This window comes from Luteimonas qiangzhengi (assembly GCF_039548515.1).
Lineage (GTDB): Bacteria > Pseudomonadota > Gammaproteobacteria > Xanthomonadales > Xanthomonadaceae > Luteimonas.
Genome location: NZ_JBCLVE010000010.1, coordinates 1 through 17,662 on the forward strand (window position 1 = coordinate 1; position 17,662 = coordinate 17,662).

Genomic DNA, 17,662 nt, shown 5'->3' on the forward strand with positions numbered 1-17,662 from the left:
TCGTGGCGGGCTTTGCGGAAAGCGGGGCCGCATCGCTCTGCTCTCCGAAGCCGAGCCCCGTCGCGGCCGGGAGGCCTTGCGCGTAAGTAAAGGAGGAGGCCGTAGCCGCAGGCGCAGGCCGGGGGACATGGAGCGCAAGGCCTCCCGGCCGCGGCGGGGCCCATCAGGTCACGACGAGGTAAATCGAAGGAGCAGCCCCGGACCTTGGAGATGAGCCATAAAAAAAACCCGGCCGCTTTCGCGACCGGGTTTCCAGAAAACGACGCTGCCGGAGAGGTGACAGCAGATCGTTTGATCAGCTCTTGCGGGTGGCCTTGGCAGCCTTGGAGGCAACGTCCTTGGCCTGCTCGGTGGCGGATTCGATCTGACCCTTGGCGATCTGGCCGATGGCCTCGTTGGTCTTCAGCGTGCTGGCGAGGGCTTCCTGGCCGGCGTTGATGCTGCGCTCAACGTTCTCGCGGGCAACCTGCACGCCCTTCGGCCACAGGTTCTTGTAGCCGTCGTTGTCGCGGGCCTCGGCGGCCTGGCCGAAGAAGGCAAACGCCGCGTTGACGCTTTCTTCCAGGGTGCTCATCTGCAGCGCGAACACCTTCTCGGCATTCTGCAGGGCCAGCTGATTGACCTGGGCTGCGGTGTCGGCGAACTGGCGCGTGGCGGCGGCGAACTGTTCGTTGTACTGGTTGTACTGGTTGTACTGGTTCATGGCGGAACTCCTGCATTGGGCTTGAAGGGCCGGCAGGCTTTTGCCGGTTTGTGCGGTGCACCATAACCCAGCTTTTGCTGCGATGCAACATTTGCGATTTGGGTGTATTAAGGCCCGCGGTAGCGGCAGCCGGCGCTGCAGGTTTCGTGCACCACCACTTCGTCCAGCTCCGGCACCACCGGCTTCAGCCGGTCCCAGATCCACATCGCCAGGCGCTCGCTGGTGGGATTGTCCAGGCCCTCGATGTCATTGAGGTAGTTGTGGTCCAGCTGCTCGTACAGCGGCCGGAAGGCGGCCTTGAGATCCGCGAAATCCATGATCCAGCCGGTGTGTTCGCCAGGCTCGCCGGTCACATGCAGTTCGATCCGGAACGAATGCCCATGCAGGCGCGCGCACTTGTGGCCCTCGGGCACATTCGGCAGCCGGTGCGCGGCTTCAACGGTGAACACCTTGTAGATATGCATGGACATGGCGAATGTGGGAGCGCGAAGGGGGGGCAACAGGATACCGCGGCGGCTCAAGCGGTAAGGTTGCAGTTCCTTCCGGCCGTGGCTTTCCGTGAGCACCTATTCCCTCGACGCCGTCTTCCGTCCACGCTCGATTGCGCTGGTGGGCGCCAGCCCGCGGGAGCGTTCGCTGGGGCGGCTGGTGCTGCGCCAGCTGCTCGACGGCGGCTTCGCCGGACAGGTGGGCGTGGTCAATTCCCGCTATGCGCAGATCGAGGGCGTACGCACGGTCAAGCGCATGCCCGAACTGGGCTTCCAACCCGATCTGGTGCTGATCGCCGTACCGCCCAGGGCGGTGGCGAAGGTGGCCGCGGCGGCGGCTGACTGCGGTGCCCGCGCCGTGGTGGTGCTGACCCGCGGCATGGGGTCGGGGCCGGAGTCGTACAACGCCGCGCTGGAAGCGGTGGCGCGCCCGCGCGGACTGCGCATCGTGGGGCCCAACTGCCTGGGCGTGGTGGCGCCGCATTCAAAACTTTTCGCGAGCTTTGCCGCGCAGCGTCCAGAGCCGGGCGATCTGGCCCTGGTGTCGCAGTCCGGTGCCGTTGCCGCAGCCGTGCTGGAGTGGGCGCACACCCGTTCGATCGGGTTCTCGGCGGCGATCTCGCTCGGCGACGCCATCGATGTCGATTTCGCCGACATGCTCGACTGGTTCGCCACCGACTACCGGACCCGCGCGATCCTGCTCTACATCGAGCACGTGCGCGATGCGCGCAAGTTCATGTCCGCCGCCCGTGCGGCGGCCCGTGCCAAGCCGGTGGTGGTGGTCAAATCCGGCCGCCATGCGCCGCCGGCCGGCGTGGCGCAGACCCATGCCGCGGCGCTTGCCCTGCCCGATCACGTGTATGACAGTGCCTTCCGCCGCGCGGGCCTGCTGCGGGTGCACGCGCTGGATGAACTGTTTGCCGCGGCCGAAACGCTCTCGCACCTGGTGAGCCTGCCGGGCGACCGGATGGCGGTGCTGACCAACGGCATGGGCACCGGCATGCTTGCCCTGGACCGGCTGGTGGACGCGGGTGGCCGTCCGGCGCAGCTGTCAGGACAGACGGTGGAAACTCTCGACCAGCAGCTGCAGCGCGGCTGGTCGCGAACCAATCCGGTCGACGTACTGGGCGATGCGGACGGCGAGCGCTATGCGCAGGCTCTGGAGGCGTTGCTGCATGACGATGGCGCCGATGCGGTGCTCGCCATCCACGTGCCCACGGCGCTGTCGCCCCCGCAGGAGGCCGCGCAGGCTGTGGTCGACACGCTGCGCGCGCACCCGGCCAAGGCGCGGCGCAAGCCGACGCTGGCAGTGTGGATGGATGGCGATGACGAGGCCGAGCGCATCCTCGGCGGGGCGGGCGTGCCGACCTACGCCACCGAGGCCGAGGCGGTGCGCGGGTTCATGTATCTGGCCCGGCACCGCCAGGCGCAGATCGCGCTGCGGGAAACCCCGCCCAGCCTGCCCGACGACTTCAGTGTTGACCTGGCTGCCGCCCGGGCGGTGATGCAGCAGGTGCTGGAGGCGGGTCGGACCCTGCTGGATCCGCTGGAAGTGGCCACGCTGCTCGCGGCCTATGACATCCCGTATGCGCCCAGCGTGGTGGCCGCGGATCCCGAGGCGGCGGGGCAGGCTGCCGAAGCGCTGCTTGCGGCCGGTTCGGCGGTGGCGGTGAAGGTGCTCTCGGCGGATATTCCGCACAAGTCCGATGTGGACGGCGTGCGTCTGAACCTGGTCAGCGTGGAAGGCGTGCGCAAAGCCGCCGCGGAGATTCTGCAGCGGGCCGCTGAGCTGCGACCGGAGGCCCACCTTGAAGGCGTCAGCGTGCAGCCGATGATCCTGCGGCCCAAGGCGCGTGAGCTGATTGCCGGCATTGCCGACGATCCGGTGTTTGGCCCGGTGGTGGTGTTCGGGCGCGGCGGGGTGGCGGTGGAGCTGATCGACGACAAGACCCTGGCCTTGCCGCCGCTGGACCTGCGCCTGGCCCACGAGATGATCGGCCGCACCCGGGTATCGCGCACCCTCAAGGGCTACCGTGACGTGCCGGCGGCGGACGAGCGCGCGGTGGCGCTGGTGCTGGTCAAGCTGGCGCAGCTGGCGGCGGACCTGCCGGAAGTGCTGGAAGTGGACATCAATCCGCTACTGGCCGATCGCAGCGGGGTGATCGCGGTGGATGCGCGGGTAACCGTGGCGCCCTCGCGCCGGCTGCATCGCGGTCGCGGCCATCCGCGCTTCGCGATCCTGCCGTATCCGCGCGAATGGGAGCGCACGATCACCCTGGCCAACGGCAAGCAGGCGTTCGTGCGGCCGGTGCGGCCGGAGGACGAGGCGCTGTTCCGGGCGTTCTTCGACAAGGTGACGGCGGATGACCTGCGCCTGCGGTTTTTCCAGGCGGTGAAGGATTTCAGTCACGAGTTCATCGCCCGATTGACCCAGCTGGATTACGCCCGGCAGATGGCGCTGGCGGCGATCGATCCGGAGACGGGTGAGATGCTGGGGGCGGTGCGGCTGGTGTCGGACGCCAATTACGATCGCGGCGAGTACGGGATCATGGTGCGTTCGGATCTGAAGGGGGCGGGGCTGGGCTGGCAGTTGATGCAGGTGATGATCGAGCTGGCGGAGTGGCTGGGGCTGAAGATGATCGAGGGGCAGGTGCTGCGGGAGAACACGACGATGCTGTCGATGTGCCGCAACCTCGGTTTCAACGTCGCCCCCGACCCGGACGACATGACGGTCATGCTGGTCAGCCTGCCGGTGGAAGGATCCCCGTCGCCAAGTCCATCACGTTCCGTGTAAAGGCTTTTCCGGTAGGAGCGCGCCATGCGCGCGAAGCCGCGTGACCCATGCAATCCCGGCAATCGCCGCAACGGTCCCCATGGATGGGTTTACGGCGTGCCCCGCACTGGCCTGGCCCGGCCGGCCGCCCGCCGGTACAAAAACAATCGTTGTCACGCGGCTTCGCGCGCATGGCGCGCTCCTACTGGGGTTTTGTCGTCAGGGGTCCTGGTGGCCGCCGGCTACGGGCAGGCGCCAGCCGCGGCGCAGGGCCAGCCAGCGCAGGGTGAAGCACAGGGTTGCGCCTGCAATGGCGACCGGGGCGTGGGGCAGGTCGAGTTCGTGGCCCATCACCATCACCACCGAGGCGAGCAGGGCGGCGAGGGCGTAGAGCTCGTAGCGCAGGACGGTGGGCACCTGGGCGACGAGTACGTCGCGGACGATGCCGCCGCCGATGCCGGAGAGGATTCCCATCATGACTGCGCCCACGGGGCCGACGCCGGCGTGGAGGGCCTTGTCCGAGCCGATCACAGCGAACAAGGCCAGGCCGATGGCATCGGTGAGCTGGACCGGGTTGCGCAGCTGTTCCACCCGTTCGTGGCGGAAGAAGGTGAGCAGGCCGGCGGCGAGGGAGATGGCCAGGTAGCGCCAGTCGGCGACGGCGACGGGGGTGACGCCGAGGACGATGTCGCGGGTCATGCCGCCGGCGGTGGCGGCGGCAAAGGCGAGCACCAGTACGCCGAACAGGTCGAGGCGGTGGCGTACGGCGACCAGGCCGCCGCTGATGGCGAAGGCGAAGGTGCCGATGAAGTCGAGCAGGGTGACGAAAGCGAGAGTCATTGCTCCAGTAGACCCCGCCTGCGTTCAGGATGGAAGCCGAGGGAGGGGAGGACAAATCCGGCCGATTGGAGTACAAATGTACTCTATGAGCAAATCCCTGAGTCCCCGTCGTGCCGCCATCCTCTCGTTCATCCGTGACCGGGTGGCCAACCATGGCCAGCCGCCCACGCTGGCCGAGATTGCCCAGGCCAGCGGATTGGCCTCGCGCGGGGCGGCGCGCAAGCATGTGCTGGCGCTGGCCGAGGTGGGGCTGGTGGAGTTTGCGCCGGGCCAGGCGCGCGGGGTGAGACCGGCGGGGATGCGGGCGCGGGCGGATCTGCTGCGGGTGCCGGTGCTGGGCCGGGTGGCGGCGGGTGCGCCGATCGGGGCCGATGCCGGGCTGGTGGATACGCTGAGCCTGGATGCGCGGCTGTTCTCCTCCGTGCCCGATTACCTGCTGCGGGTGCAGGGCGATTCGATGATCGACGACGGCATCCTGGATGGCGATCTGGTGGGAGTGAAGCGCAGCCCCGATGCGCACGATGGGCAGACGGTGGTGGCGCGGCTGGATGGGGAGTTGACCATCAAGCGGCTGTCGCGCGGGGCCGATGCGCTGCGGCTGCTGCCGCGCAATCCCGCCTATGCGCCCATTGTGATCGAGCCCGGCCAGGACTTCGCCGTTGAAGGCGTGTTCTGCGGCCTGGTGCGGCGGGGCTGATATGGGCGCGGTGATCGCCATTGATGCGCTGGTCGAACAGCGCCGGATCTGGAAGGGACGGCCGCCTCCGCGCCCGGCCGAAGGCCAGCCCACGGGCCATGCGGCGCTGGATGCGGTATTGCCCGCGGGCGGCTGGCCCGAGGGGGCGTTGAGCGAGATCCTGGTGCCGGCTGACGGGGTGGGCGAGCTGCGGCTGCTGTGGCCGGTGCTGGCGCGGTTGAGCCGGACGGGGGAGCGGGTGGTGCTTGTGGCGCCGCCGTACGTGCCCTTTGCCCCGGCCTGGCAGGCGGCGGGCGTGGACCTGCGCCGGGTGGAGGTGGTGCAGGCTGCCACGGAGCGTGATGCGCTGTGGGCCACCGAGCAGTGCCTGCGTTCGGGCAGCTGCGGTGCGGTTCTGTGCTGGCCGCTGAAGGCCGACGACCGTGCCCTGCGCCGGCTGCAGGTGGCAGCCGAAGCCGGGCGCACCCTGGGCCTGGCGACCCGGCCGCTGGTCGCGGCGCGCAATCCTTCCCCGGCGGCGCTGCGGATCGCGATCGACGCGCACCCGGCGCAGCTGCGGGTGCTCAAGTGCCGCGGCGGGCTGGCGCCGCCGCAGCCTATTCCGTTCGGGGATGCTTCCTTCGGGGATGCTCCATTCGGCGATGCTTCATCCAATGGCGCGCCTGCCCGCACCGGGGCCGCGATCCACCGGATCGGACGCAAGGGCTGAGCCATGCGCTGGGTCTGCATCCTGCTGCCGCGGCTGGCGCTGGACGGCGCGCTGCGACGCTGTCCGGATCCGGGCGCCCCGCTGGCGCTGGTGTCCGGTGCGCGCCAGCGGCGGGTATTGCATGCGGTCAATCCTGCCGCACGGGCGCTGGGCCTGCGCCGGGGCATGGCGCTGACCGCGGCCCAGGCGCTGGCCCACGGTCTGGCCACCCTTGATCACGATCCCGATGAAGAGGCGCGCTGGCACCGCTTCCTGGCTGCGTGGGCCTACCGCTTCAGCTCCCAGGTCAGCACCCGCTGGCCGCATGCGCTGGTGGTGGAAATCCAGGGCAGCCTGGGGCTGTTTGGCCCTTGGCCACGGTTTGAGGCACGGCTGCGGGAAGAGCTGACCCAGCTCGGTTTCGCCCACCGGATCGTGGCCGCTCCTAATCCGGTCGCGGCGCGGGTCCTGGCCAATGCCCACGATGGACTGGCCATCGAGACCGGGACGCCGCTGCGGCGCGTGCTGGGCCAGCTCCCGGTCGAGCGCGCCGGCTTTGCGCCCGAGGCGGGGGCCGCGTTCGCGCGCATGGGCCTGCGCAGCCTGCGCGAAGTGATGGCGCTGCCGCGCAATGCCATCGCCCGACGGTTTCCGGCCCGGGTGCTGCAGCATCTGGATGAGCTGACGGGCGAACGTGAGGTGGTGCTGGACTGGTACCGGCCGCCGGACCGTTTCGACATGCGCATCGAACTGGGCCATGAAGTGATTTCCTCGCAGGCGCTGCTGTTTCCGCTGCGACGGCTGACCTCTGATCTGGCTGCCTACCTGGCCGGGCGTGATGGCGGAGTACAGCGCTTCAACCTGCTGCTTGAGCACGATGGGCGGGCCGATACCAAGGTGCCGGTAGGCCTGCTGGCGCCGGAACGTGAGGAGGCGATGCTGTTTGAACTGGCGCGCGGGCGGCTGGAGCAGGCAGCAGTGCCGGCGCCGGTGCGCGCGGTGGCGCTGGTGGCCGACGAGCTGCCCGCATTCGTGCCTGCACATCGCGAACTGTTCGATGAGCGTTCGCAGCAGGCGATGGCCTGGGAGCAGCTGCGCGAACGGCTGCGCGCGCGTCTGGGCGAAACCTCGGTGCACGGGCTGCGTGTGCATGCCGATCATCGTCCGGAAAAAGCCTGGACTCCGGAAGCGGGGGAGGTCACCGCCGCCGCCGCCACCACCACCGCCGTACAGGCATCGCGGCCGGGGTGGCTGTTGCCGCATCCCGTGCCTCTGCGCGGGCCGCCGCCGCAGGAGCTGGGTGCGTGCGAGCGCATCGAGACAGGCTGGTGGGACGGCGGTGACGTGCGCCGTGACTACCGCATTGCCCACCTGTCCACCGGGCAGAAGGCCTGGGTGTTCCAGCCGGTGCGCGGCGAGGGCGGCGGCTGGTGGCTGCACGGGTGGTTCGCATGAGTGCCGGTTACGCCGAACTGCACTGTCTGTCCAACTTCAGCTTCCAGCGCGGGGCCTCCAGCGCGGCGGAGCTGTTCGAGCGTGCGAAATGCCATGGCTATCAGGCCTTGGCAATCACCGACGAGTGCACGCTGGCCGGCATCGTCCGCGCCTGGCAGGCGGCGAAGAAAGCCGGGCTGCCGCTGGTGGTGGGCAGCGAAATGCGGGTGGAAGGCGGCCCGAAGCTGGTGTTGCTGGTCGAGGATCTGGCCGGCTATCAGGCGCTGTGCCGGATCATCACCACCGCGCGCAGACGCGCGCCAAAGGGCGAATACCGGCTGCTGCGCGAGGATCTTGATGCCGGCGTCGATGGGCTGCTGGCGCTGTGGGTCCCGGAGATGGAAGCGCTGGTGGGAGACAAGGCAGCTGACACCGCCTGCGGGGACCACACGAACTGGCTGAAGCAGCTGTTTCCCCAACGGCTGTGGATCGCGGTGGAGCTGCACCGCGGGCCGGGCGATGGCGTACAGCTGTCCGGGTTGCAGGCGCTGGGCGAGCGCCACGAAGTTCCGCTGGCGGCCGCCGGCGACGTTCACATGCACGCACGCGGGCGGCGCGCGCTGCAGGACGTGATGGCTGCGGTCCGCCATCGCGTCACCGTGGCCGAAGCCGGCTGGCGCCTGTTTCCCAATGGCGAACGCCACCTGCGGCCGCTGCCGGCATTGGCGGAGCTGTATCCGCCGGGGCTGCTCGAAGAAAGCGTGCGCATCGCGCGCCGCTGCCGCTTTGACCTGGGGCAGCTGCGCTATCAGTACCCGCACGAACTGGTCCCCGAGGGCCACACTGCCGCCTCCTGGTTGCGCTGCCTGACGGAAGAAGGGCTGCGCTGGCGCTGGCCGGGCGGCGTTTCCGACAAAGCGCTGGCGCTGGTGGAAAAGGAGCTGGGACTGATCACCGAGCTCGGTTACGAAAGCTACTTCCTCACCGTGCATGACATCGTGCGCTTCGCCCGCAGCCGCGACATCCTGTGCCAGGGGCGCGGCTCGGCGGCCAACTCGGTGGTCTGTTACGCGCTGGGCATCACCGCGATCGACCCGGACCGGATCGGCATGCTGTTCGAGCGCTTCATCTCGCGCGAGCGCGACGAGCCGCCGGACATCGACGTCGACTTCGAGCACGAACGGCGCGAAGAAGTGATCCAGTACGTGTTCCAGCGCTATGGTCGCCACCGCGCGGCGCTCACCGCGGTGGCCAGCAGCTACCGCGGCGCGGGTGCGGTGCGTGATGTGGCCAGGGTGCTGGGCATGCCTGCGGACCAGGTCGACGCGCTGGTGGGCTGCATCGGCCACTGGAGCGATGCCTTGCCCGCGCCGGAGCGACTGCGCGAGCACGGCTTCGATCCCGACAGCCCGCTGCTGCATCGGATCCTGGTGCTGGCTGGCGAGCTGATCGGCTTCCCCCGGCACCTGTCCCAGCATCCGGGCGGCTTCGTGATCAGCGAGCAGCCGCTGCACTCGCTGGTGCCTGTGGAAAACGCCGCCATGGACGGGCGTACCGTGGTGCAGTGGGACAAGGACGACCTGGATGCGCTGGGCCTGCTCAAGGTCGACATCCTGGCGCTGGGCATGCTCACCGCGCTGCGTCGCTGCTTCGACCTGGTGAAAGAGCACCACGGCCCCGCATGGAACCTTGCGAGCATCCCCGGCAGTGACGCCGACACCTGGGAGATGATCGGCCGGGCCGACACGATCGGCACCTTCCAGATCGAATCGCGCGCGCAGATGGCGATGCTGCCGCGGTTGCGACCGAAGGAGTTCTACGATCTGGTGATCCAGGTGGCGATCGTGCGGCCGGGGCCGATCCAGGGCGACATGGTTCATCCCTACCTGCGCCGGCGCAGCGGCGAGGAGCCGGTGACCTATCCCTCGCCCGAGCTGGAAAAGGTATTCAAGCGCACCCTCGGCGTGCCGTTGTTCCAGGAACAGGTGATGGAGCTGGCGGTGGTGGCCGCCGGCTACTCGCCGGGTCAGGCCGACGACCTGCGACGCTCCATGGCCGCCTGGAAGCGCCACGGCGGGCTGGAACACCACCGCGAAAAACTCACCGCGGGCATGCTCGAGCGCGGTTACAGCATGGAGTTCGCCGACCGCATCTTCGAACAGATCAAGGGCTTTGGCAGCTACGGCTTTCCAGAATCCCACGCGGCCAGCTTCGCCCTGCTGACCTGGGCCAGCTGCTGGCTCAAGCAGAAGTATCCGGTGGCCTTCGCCTGCGCGCTGGTCAACAGCCAGCCGATGGGTTTCTACAGTGCCGACCAGATCCTGCAGGACCTGCGCCGGCACGGCGGGCAGGTGCGGCCGGTGGATGTGCGCTGGAGCTGCTGGGATTGCACGCTGGAGGCGGATGGCAAGGCAGGGTTTGCCCTGCGCATGGGATTAAGGATGGTGCGCGGGTTTCGGGAAGAGGACGCGCGCAGGATCGAACAGGCGCGCGATGTGCAGTCATTTGGCGGAGTGGATGACCTGTGCGAACGCACCATGCTGGCAGCGCGTGCGCGCGAACTGCTGGCCGATGCCGGCGCCCTGCGCGGCCTGGCCGGGCACCGCCATCGCGCGCGCTGGGCGGTGGCCGGGGTGGAAGAGCGTCGCCCGCTGCTGGATGCGGCCACGCAGCCGCGCGAGCAGCAGGTGGCGCTGCCGCTGCCCACCGCCGGCCAGGACCTGTTTGCCGACTACGCCACCGTCGGCACCACCCTCGGCCGGCATCCGCTCGCACTGCTGCGTGCCCAGCTTCGTGCCCGCCGCTGCCGCAGTTCGCGTGAGCTGGCGAACATTCCCCATGGGCGCAACATCCGCGCTGCCGGCATTGTGGTGGGGCGCCAGCGCCCGCAGACCGCGAGCGGGGTCACCTTCGTCACCCTGGAAGACGAGCACGGCATGATCAACGTGGTGGTCTGGCGGCAGCTGGCCGAGCGCCAGCGCCGCCCGTTCCTGGAGGCCCGGCTGCTGATGGTGGAAGGGAAGCTGGAGGCCGAAAACGGCGTGCGGCACCTGGTGGCCCATCGCCTGCACGACCTCACCGCCATGCTGGGAAATCTCGATGTACGCAGCCGCGACTTCCACTGACTCCTACAGAAAGGGAATATCACCGGGGTTTCACCGGGGGTGGATCGCCTGTCCGGCCGCCGCCATCATGCCCATGGTGTCCTTGAGCGCCGACGGTGAGCTGCCCAGACGCTCCAGGCATCCCTCCAGCATCTTCTGCTGGCCACGCGTTTCTTCCAGATGCTGCTCGATGCGTGCCTTCATCTGCGGGTAGTTGTCGATACGCGAAGCCTGGGCCTTGAGCATCCGCTCGGCCTGCTGTTCCATGGCGTGGGCGTCGCGCAGCCAGTCGAGCAGGTTTTCCCGTGGATCAGTCATCATCGTTTCTCCGTGGGGTTGTGGAGCCCTGATGTTTGCGGATACGACGTGATTTCCACGCGATACGTCGGCAAGCGGGACTACGCGACAGGTGCTCCCGGCAATCCGCGGGAGGGCGGGCTGGCCACGCTGTTGGCGCGACCCTCCGCTTGCAGCCAATATGCCGCTTCTCCAACTGGCCATGGGAAACTGATGCGCGCGCCGAAAAAATGGACCATCGCGGTGGTTGCAGTGTTGGTGGTGGGGCTGGTTGCCTGGGGCATCGCGGCGCTGCGCGGGCCGGTGCTGCCCGGCTACGAAGTGCAGGCGGGGCCGATGGTCCAGAACGTGGTGGCCACCGGGCGGGTGGCTTCGCCTTCGCGCGTCCAGGTGGGCGCCGAGATTGCAGGCCTGGTGCTTGAGCGCAGGGTGATGGACGGCGACCGGGTGACCCCCGGCGATGTGCTGGTGATCCTGCGCGCCCGTGACCTTGAAGCGCGCCGCGATGAGGCGCGTGCCGCACTGGACGCGCTGCGCGAGGCGGACCGGCCCGACGCCGAAGCGCGTCTGCGCCAGGCCAGCGCCGACCTGGCCCAGGCCGAGCGCGCCCATGCGCGCCGGCGCGAGCTGGCCGAACGACAGCTGGTGGCCCGGGAGAGCGTGGAGCAGGCTGCCCAGGCGGAGGTGGCCGCCCGCGCTGGCGCCGAGCAGGCGCGCCTTGCCCTGCAAGCACTATCCGGAGGTGCCCGCGAAGCACAGTTGCGCGAACGCCTGCAGGCGACCGAGGCCGAGCTTTCGCGGGCGGAAATCCGCGCCACTGCCTCCGGCGTGGTGCTGACCAGGGCGGTGGAGCCGGGCGACACCGTGGTGCCGGGTGACGTGCTGCTGGAGATCGCGGTGGACGCACCGGGTGAAATCCTGCTGCCGCTGGATGAGAAAAACCTGTCGATGCTGGCCGTGGGACAGTCCGCCATCTGTATCGCCGACGCGTTCCCCGGCCGTCCGTTCCGCGCCACCGTGCATCACGTTGCGCCCGGCATCGATCCGGCACGCGGCACGGTGGACGTGCGACTGCGCCTGGATCCGGCTGCCGATTTCGTCCGCCAGGACATGACGGTCACCGCCACCATCCTCACCGGCAGCCGCGACCAGGCGCTGGCCGTTCCCAACGACGCGCTGATCGATGCCGACGCCGGCAGCGACCAGGCATCGGTGCTGGTGCTGCGCGGTGGCCGCCTGCAGCGCACGCCGGTGCGGCTGGGCCTGCGTGGTCTTGCCCTGAGCGAGGTGGTGGAAGGTCTGCAGGAAGGTGATCGCGTTGTTGCAGCCAGCGCCATCGACCGGGCGGCACTGCCGCAGGATGGCAGCCGCGCCCGGATCAGCATCGAGCCCCTGCCGGATCCGGGCAGCAGCGCCACCCGCGGTGAACTGCCGGTCCGGCTCGACTGAGCCATGTGGATCGAAACCACCATCGCCATGCGTTTCCTGCGCCAGGGCCGGGCGCAGACGCTGTTGATCCTGTTCGGCATCGCGGTGGGCGTGGCGGTGATCGTGTTCGTGACCGCGCTGATCGCTGGCCTGCAGGACAACATCATCGAGCGCACCCTGGGCACCCAGTCGCACGTGCGGGTGGAAGCGCCGCGTGAGGTGAACCGGGTTGCCCCGGCCGCTGCCGGAACCCTGCAGTTGGTGCTGGAGGATCCGCGCCCGCAGGCGTTGCGACCCATCAACAATTGGCTGCAGGTGGTGGGCGTACTGGATCGCCTGCCGGGGGTAATCGCCGTGTCCCCGATCGTGTCGGGGCCTGCGTTCGGGCGCCGCGGCGAAGCGGTGGAGTCCGTGGCCCTGGTCGGTGTTGATCTCGACCGCTATCTGCAGGTGATCCCGCTGCATGAAAGCATGGTGGAAGGGCGGCTGGATGTCGGTTCGGGCAATGCAGTGATCGGCAGCAAGCTGGCCGAGGATCTGGGCCTGCGGGTGGGTGGCAAGCTGCGGCTCCAGGCGGGCGACGGTGGCGATGTGGTGGTCAACGTGGCCGGCATCTTCGAGCTGGGCGTGCGTGAGCTGGATGCCCGTTATGTGTACGTGGACCTGAAGCAGGCGCAGTCGCTGCTCGGCCTGCCGGGCGGCGTGACCGTGATCGACATGACCGTAGAAGACCTCTTTGCCGCCGACCGCATGGCAGGCCGGGTGGATGGGCTGACCGGGCTGCAAGCCGAGAGCTGGATGGAAACCAACGCCCAGCTGATGAACGCGCTGCGCTCGCAAAGTATGTCCACGAACATGATCAGCTTCTTCGTGGCGATCTCGGTCGCGCTGGGCATTGCCAGCGTGTTGGCGGTGAGCGTGGCCCAGCGCACCCGAGAGATCGGCATCCTGCGTGCCATGGGCACCCGCCGGCGGCAGATGCTGCGCGTGTTCCTGGTGCAGGGCGCGGTGCTGGGCATGGCGGGTTCGGCCATCGGCGCGCTGTCCGGCTTCGGCCTGGTGTGGGCGTTCAACAATCTTGGCCCGGGCCTGTTCGACGTGCCGTTGCCACCCACCCTGGTGCCGGCGGCGATGGCGCTGGCCACCATCGCCGGGGTCGGCGCGGCCATGGTGCCGGCGTCACGTGCCTCACGGCTTGATCCGGTGGAGGCGATCCGTGGCTGACGCCGCCGAAGTGCTGCGGCTGGAGGGGCTGCGCAAGTCCTACAACATCGGCCGGCCGAACGAAGTCGAAGTGCTGCATGGCATCGACATGCGCCTGGACAGCGCCGACTTCTCCGCCCTGGTCGGCCCGTCGGGGTCCGGCAAGAGCACCCTGCTTAACCTGATCGGCCTGCTCGACAGTCCCACGGACGGCGAGCTTTACCTGCAGGGCCAGCCCACCCGCCAGATGGACGACGAGGCGCGCACTGCCCTGCGCGGTCGGCATATCGGCTTCGTGTTCCAGTTCCATCACCTGATCGGCGCATTCACCGCGCTGGAAAACGTGCTGATGCCGTGGATGGTGGCCAACGGCCGCCCTGACCGCGAAGTGACCGATATCGCCCGCGGCCTGCTGGCGGACGTGGGGCTGGAAAAGTACGTCGACCGCAAGCCCGACCAGCTGTCCGGCGGCCAGCAGCAGCGGGTGGCCATCGCCCGCGCCCTGGTCACCCGTCCCTCGCTGCTGCTGGCCGACGAGCCTACCGGCAACCTGGACACCAAGACCGCGGCCGACGTGTTCGCGCTGCTGCGCCGATTCAACGAACAGTTCGGCTGCGCGGTGCTGGTGGTCACCCACGATCCGCGCCTGTCGGAACAGTGCGACCGCACGCTCACCCTGGTCGACGGGCATATCGTTTCCGACGAGACCCGCGACCAGTAGGCGCGACCTGCGTCGCAAATCCCGCAGTGCACAATGCGCATCGTGTCAAGTAGTGCCACAGTGGGTCCCGCACAGGTCGGGGAGCAGTCGAATGAACGCGACAAGCCTTGAGTCGATCCTTCGCTGGACAGGGAAGGTTGTACTGCTGCTGATGGTGATGGCGGCCGTGTACGCCGGTTACACGGCGATTTCCTACTGGCCCGAGATCCGCGTCTGAGGAAGGACCCATGAACAAGCGGCAATCCCGAATGTTCGCCATCGTGGGCACGGCCCTGGCCGCCATCGCCTTCGTTGGCCTGACCATCCACAGCCACATGCGCTTTGGCGATCTCACCAATGCGGAGAACATCACTCCCGAGGTGACCCACGGCAAGGATGTCTGGCACAAGTACAACTGCATCAATTGCCACACCCTGTTTGGTGAAGGCGCCTACTACGCCCCCGACCTGACCAAGATCACCCAGCACCGCGGCGAGGCCTACCTCACGGCCTATATGCGCGATCCCTCGCAGTTCTACGACGAGCAGCGCCATCGCCGGCTCATGCCCACCCAGGACCTGAGCGAGAAGGAGATCCACGACCTCATCAAGTTCCTCGACTGGGTGGCCAACGTCGACAACCAGGGGTGGCCGCCGCGGCCGATCCTGGTGGCTGGTGGCAGCGTCAACGTGGCCACGCAGGGTGAAGGCGTGGGCGCGGCTATCGCCCAGGAGGTCCGGCCGGTGAGCGCGGACAGCGATCCGCGCGCGATCGGCGAGCACCTGTTCCGCTCCACGGTCCCGGTGTGCACCGCCTGTCATTCGCTGCAGCCGGGCGTGCAGCTGGCCGGCCCGTCGATGGCCCACATCGCGCGGACCGCCGAGCAGACCCTCGCCTCCGCCGAATACACCGGCAGTGCGACCGACGTTGAGGGTTATCTGCGCGAAGCGATCGTCAATCCGAGCGCCCACCTGGTGCCGGGGGCGATGTTCTCCGCGGAGGGAACCTCCTTCATGCCCAACACTTATCCGGACACGCTGACCGATGAGCAGATCGACCAGCTGGTGGCATTCCTTGCAACGTTGAACTGAGACAGCCGGCGCCCAGCGCCTGCACGGGGAGATTTCCATGCGTTACAGGTCCCAATCCGTTGCCTACTGGTACTTCGCCGTGGCCATGGTGCTGTTCGGGCTGCAGATCGTGTTCGGCCTGCTGTCTGCAACCAAGTACCTGGGGCCGGACCCGCTGCTCTACATCCTCCCGTTCGACGTCACCAAGACCATCCACACCAACCTGCTGATCGTGTGGGTGCTCACCGGTTTCATGGGCGCCACCTACTGGCTGGTGCCGGATGAATCGCGCACCGAGCTGTACAGCGTGAAGCTCGCCTACTGGCAGCTTGGCCTGTGGACGCTGATGGGCGTGACCGCGGTGATCGGCTACCTGTTCCGCTACGGCACTGGCAACAAGCTGCTCGAGCAGCCGCTGCCGCACAAGATCGTGATCGTCATCTGCATGGTGATGTTCCTCTACAACATCGGCATGACGATCAAGAAGGCGCGGCGGCTGACCACGACGGAAGGGGTGCTGCTGCTGGGCCTGGGGCTTTCGGCGGTGCTCTATATCCCGGCGCTGCTGTACTACGAAAACTACACCGTCTCGATTTTCTACCGCTGGTGGACCATCCACCTGTGGGTCGAGGGCGTGTGGATGATGATCATGGCCGGCTTCCTGGCCTACCTGCTGATCCGCCTGTCGGGCATTGATCGCGAGGTGATGGAGAAGTGGCTGTACGTGATCGTGGGCCTGGTGTTCATTGCCGGCATCCTCGGCACGGCGCACCACTACTACTGGGTGGGCGTGCCGCACATCTGGCTGCCGGTCGGCGGCTTCTTCAGCGCGCTGGAGCCGCTGGCGCTGGCGGCCATGGCGATCTACGCCTACGCGGCGATGCGACGAGGCGGGGTGAAGCACCCGAACACGCTGGCCCTGCACTGGACCATCGGCAGTGCGATCTTCGCCCTGTTCGGTGCCGGTCTGCTGGGCCTGGCCCACACTTGGCCCGCGGTCAACAAGTGGACCCATGGCACGCTGATCACCGCGATGCATGCCCACTCCGCGTTCTACGGCGCCTACGCGATGATCATCATGGCAATGATCACCTACGCCCTGCCGGGCCTGACCAACCGGCCCCAGGACAAGTACTCTCCGCTGGGCTACTGGGCGTTCTGGCTGCAGGTGTCGGGTATGTTCGGAATGACCCTGTCGTTCGGCACCGCGGGCATCGCCCAGGTGTATCTGGAGCGGATCATGGGGATGGGCTATCTGGATGCGCAGCTCAAGATCCAGGTGCACTTCCTGATGCTGATCCTGACCGCGACGATCTTCGCGACCGGCGTTGGCATGTTCATCTTCGACTTCTTCCGGTACCGGCCGCAGTTCGTGGTGATCGACGATGCGATTGAAGACCGGCCCGTTGTGCCAGGGGATCGATAACTGGTGGATGAGCGCCTGAGGCCGGCCGCGGCCGAGCCGTACTACCTGCCCTCGGGCAACGAGGTCGAGATCGTCGAACAGTGTCACGCCGGTGGCCTGGCGGTGATGCTCAAGGGGCCGACCGGCTGCGGCAAGACCCGGTTCGTGGAGCACATGGCGTGGCGACTCGGGCGGCCGCTGATCACCGTCTCGTGCCATGACGACCTGACCGCCAGCGACCTGATTGGCCGGTTCCTGATTCGTCACGACGAGACCGTGTGGCAGGACGGGCCGCTGACGCGGGCCGTGCGCGAGGGCGCGATCTGCTATCTGGATGAAGTGGTGGAAGCGCGCCAGGACACCATCGTGGTCCTGCACCCGCTGACCGACTACCGCCGCATCCTGCCGATCGACCGGACCGGCGAAACCCTGGAGGCCGCGCCGGGCTTCCAGCTGATCATTTCCTACAACCCCGGCTACCAGCGCATGCTCAAGGACCTCAAGCCGAGTACGCGCCAGCGCTTCGTCGCCATCGGCCTGGATTTCCCGGACGCACCGGCCGAAGCGGCGATCGTCGCGGCAGAAAGCGGCGTGGACAGCGGCACCGCGGTGGCACTGGTTGAACTGGCAGGCCGCGTGCGCTCACTGCGCGACCGCGGCCTGGCCGAAGTGCCCAGCACCCGGCTGCTGATTGCCGCCGGCCGACTGGTGGCCAGCGGCATCGGCATTCGTGAGGCATGCAACGCCGCGGTGATCTCACCGCTGAGCGATGACCCGACCCTGCTCGGCGCAATGCGGGAACTGGTCGACGCGATGTTTCCGTAGGCGGGTG

The 17,662-nt window shown here is 68.2% G+C and carries 15 protein-coding genes and 1 pseudogene; 12 read left to right on the top strand and 4 right to left on the bottom strand.

The window, feature by feature from the left end; all coding sequences use genetic code 11:
* Positions 1–295: 295 nt before the first annotated feature.
* Positions 296–703 (bottom strand): phasin family protein, encoded by a 408-nt coding sequence (locus WCE59_RS08635; protein ID WP_343258351.1) that lies wholly within the window; start codon positions 701–703, stop codon positions 296–298.
* Positions 704–810: 107 nt separating this feature from the next.
* Entirely contained in the window at positions 811–1,167 is a 357-nt protein-coding gene (queD, locus tag WCE59_RS08640; RefSeq protein WP_343258534.1) for a 6-carboxytetrahydropterin synthase QueD, read from the bottom strand.
* 94 nt (positions 1,168–1,261) lie between these two features.
* Between queD and WCE59_RS08645 the strand changes: the two genes are divergently transcribed.
* Entirely contained in the window at positions 1,262–3,985 is a 2,724-nt protein-coding gene (locus WCE59_RS08645; protein ID WP_343258352.1) for a bifunctional acetate--CoA ligase family protein/GNAT family N-acetyltransferase, read from the top strand.
* 198 nt (positions 3,986–4,183) lie between these two features.
* Here the strand turns inward: WCE59_RS08645 and WCE59_RS08650 are convergent, their stop codons facing one another.
* Positions 4,184–4,804 carry a trimeric intracellular cation channel family protein gene (locus WCE59_RS08650; RefSeq protein ID WP_343258353.1) on the bottom strand — a complete coding sequence of 207 codons (621 nt, stop codon included), beginning with the start codon at positions 4,802–4,804 and terminating at the stop codon, positions 4,184–4,186.
* Between the two features lie 76 nt (positions 4,805–4,880).
* Here WCE59_RS08650 and lexA point away from each other — a divergent pair, with 76 nt between their 5' ends.
* The 4 genes from lexA to WCE59_RS08670 are packed head-to-tail and all read left to right on the top strand — an operon-like array spanning position 4,881 to position 10,748.
* Positions 4,881–5,501 (top strand): transcriptional repressor LexA, encoded by a 621-nt coding sequence (gene lexA, locus WCE59_RS08655; RefSeq protein WP_343258354.1) that lies wholly within the window; start codon positions 4,881–4,883, stop codon positions 5,499–5,501.
* A 1-nt stretch (position 5,502) separates the two neighbouring features.
* Positions 5,503–6,210, top strand: a complete 708-nt coding sequence (gene imuA / locus WCE59_RS08660) for a translesion DNA synthesis-associated protein ImuA (RefSeq protein WP_343258355.1) — start codon at positions 5,503–5,505, stop codon at positions 6,208–6,210.
* A 3-nt stretch (positions 6,211–6,213) separates the two neighbouring features.
* The gene (locus tag WCE59_RS08665) at positions 6,214–7,644 is read left to right on the top strand and encodes a Y-family DNA polymerase (RefSeq protein ID WP_343258356.1); all 1,431 of its coding nucleotides are present in this window, start codon (positions 6,214–6,216) and stop codon (positions 7,642–7,644) included.
* A complete protein-coding gene (locus tag WCE59_RS08670; protein WP_343258357.1) occupies positions 7,641–10,748 on the top strand; it encodes an error-prone DNA polymerase in 3,108 nt (1,035 codons plus the stop codon). Before WCE59_RS08665 ends, WCE59_RS08670 begins: the two co-directional genes overlap by 4 nt.
* Positions 10,749–10,790: 42 nt before the next feature.
* Here the strand turns inward: WCE59_RS08670 and WCE59_RS08675 are convergent.
* Positions 10,791–11,045, bottom strand: a pseudogene (locus WCE59_RS08675) (DUF892 family protein); the annotation flags it as partial.
* 192 nt (positions 11,046–11,237) lie between these two features.
* On the opposite strand from WCE59_RS08675, the gene WCE59_RS08680 reads away from it, so the two are divergent.
* The 7 genes from WCE59_RS08680 to WCE59_RS08710 all read left to right on the top strand — a co-directional run bounded on the left by WCE59_RS08680 (position 11,238) and on the right by WCE59_RS08710 (position 17,655).
* The gene (locus WCE59_RS08680) at positions 11,238–12,473 is read left to right on the top strand and encodes an efflux RND transporter periplasmic adaptor subunit (RefSeq protein WP_343258358.1); all 1,236 of its coding nucleotides are present in this window, start codon (positions 11,238–11,240) and stop codon (positions 12,471–12,473) included.
* Positions 12,474–12,476: 3 nt separating this feature from the next.
* Positions 12,477–13,676 (top strand): ABC transporter permease, encoded by a 1,200-nt coding sequence (locus WCE59_RS08685; protein WP_343258359.1) that lies wholly within the window; start codon positions 12,477–12,479, stop codon positions 13,674–13,676.
* Positions 13,669–14,376, top strand: a complete 708-nt coding sequence (locus WCE59_RS08690; protein WP_343258360.1) for an ABC transporter ATP-binding protein — start codon at positions 13,669–13,671, stop codon at positions 14,374–14,376. The genes WCE59_RS08685 and WCE59_RS08690 overlap by 8 nt, the downstream gene beginning before the upstream one ends.
* A gap of 91 nt (positions 14,377–14,467) precedes the next feature.
* On the top strand, positions 14,468–14,593 hold the full coding sequence (locus WCE59_RS08695) for a hypothetical protein (RefSeq protein ID WP_343258361.1): 126 nt from the start codon (positions 14,468–14,470) through the stop codon (positions 14,591–14,593).
* A 10-nt stretch (positions 14,594–14,603) separates the two neighbouring features.
* Positions 14,604–15,446, top strand: a complete 843-nt coding sequence (locus WCE59_RS08700) for a c-type cytochrome (protein WP_343258362.1) — start codon at positions 14,604–14,606, stop codon at positions 15,444–15,446.
* 37 nt (positions 15,447–15,483) lie between these two features.
* A complete protein-coding gene (locus WCE59_RS08705) occupies positions 15,484–16,851 on the top strand; it encodes a cbb3-type cytochrome c oxidase subunit I (protein WP_343258364.1) in 1,368 nt (455 codons plus the stop codon).
* A gap of 3 nt (positions 16,852–16,854) precedes the next feature.
* On the top strand, positions 16,855–17,655 hold the full coding sequence (locus tag WCE59_RS08710) for a CbbQ/NirQ/NorQ/GpvN family protein (RefSeq protein ID WP_343258365.1): 801 nt from the start codon (positions 16,855–16,857) through the stop codon (positions 17,653–17,655).
* The last annotated feature ends 7 nt before the right edge of the window (positions 17,656–17,662 follow it).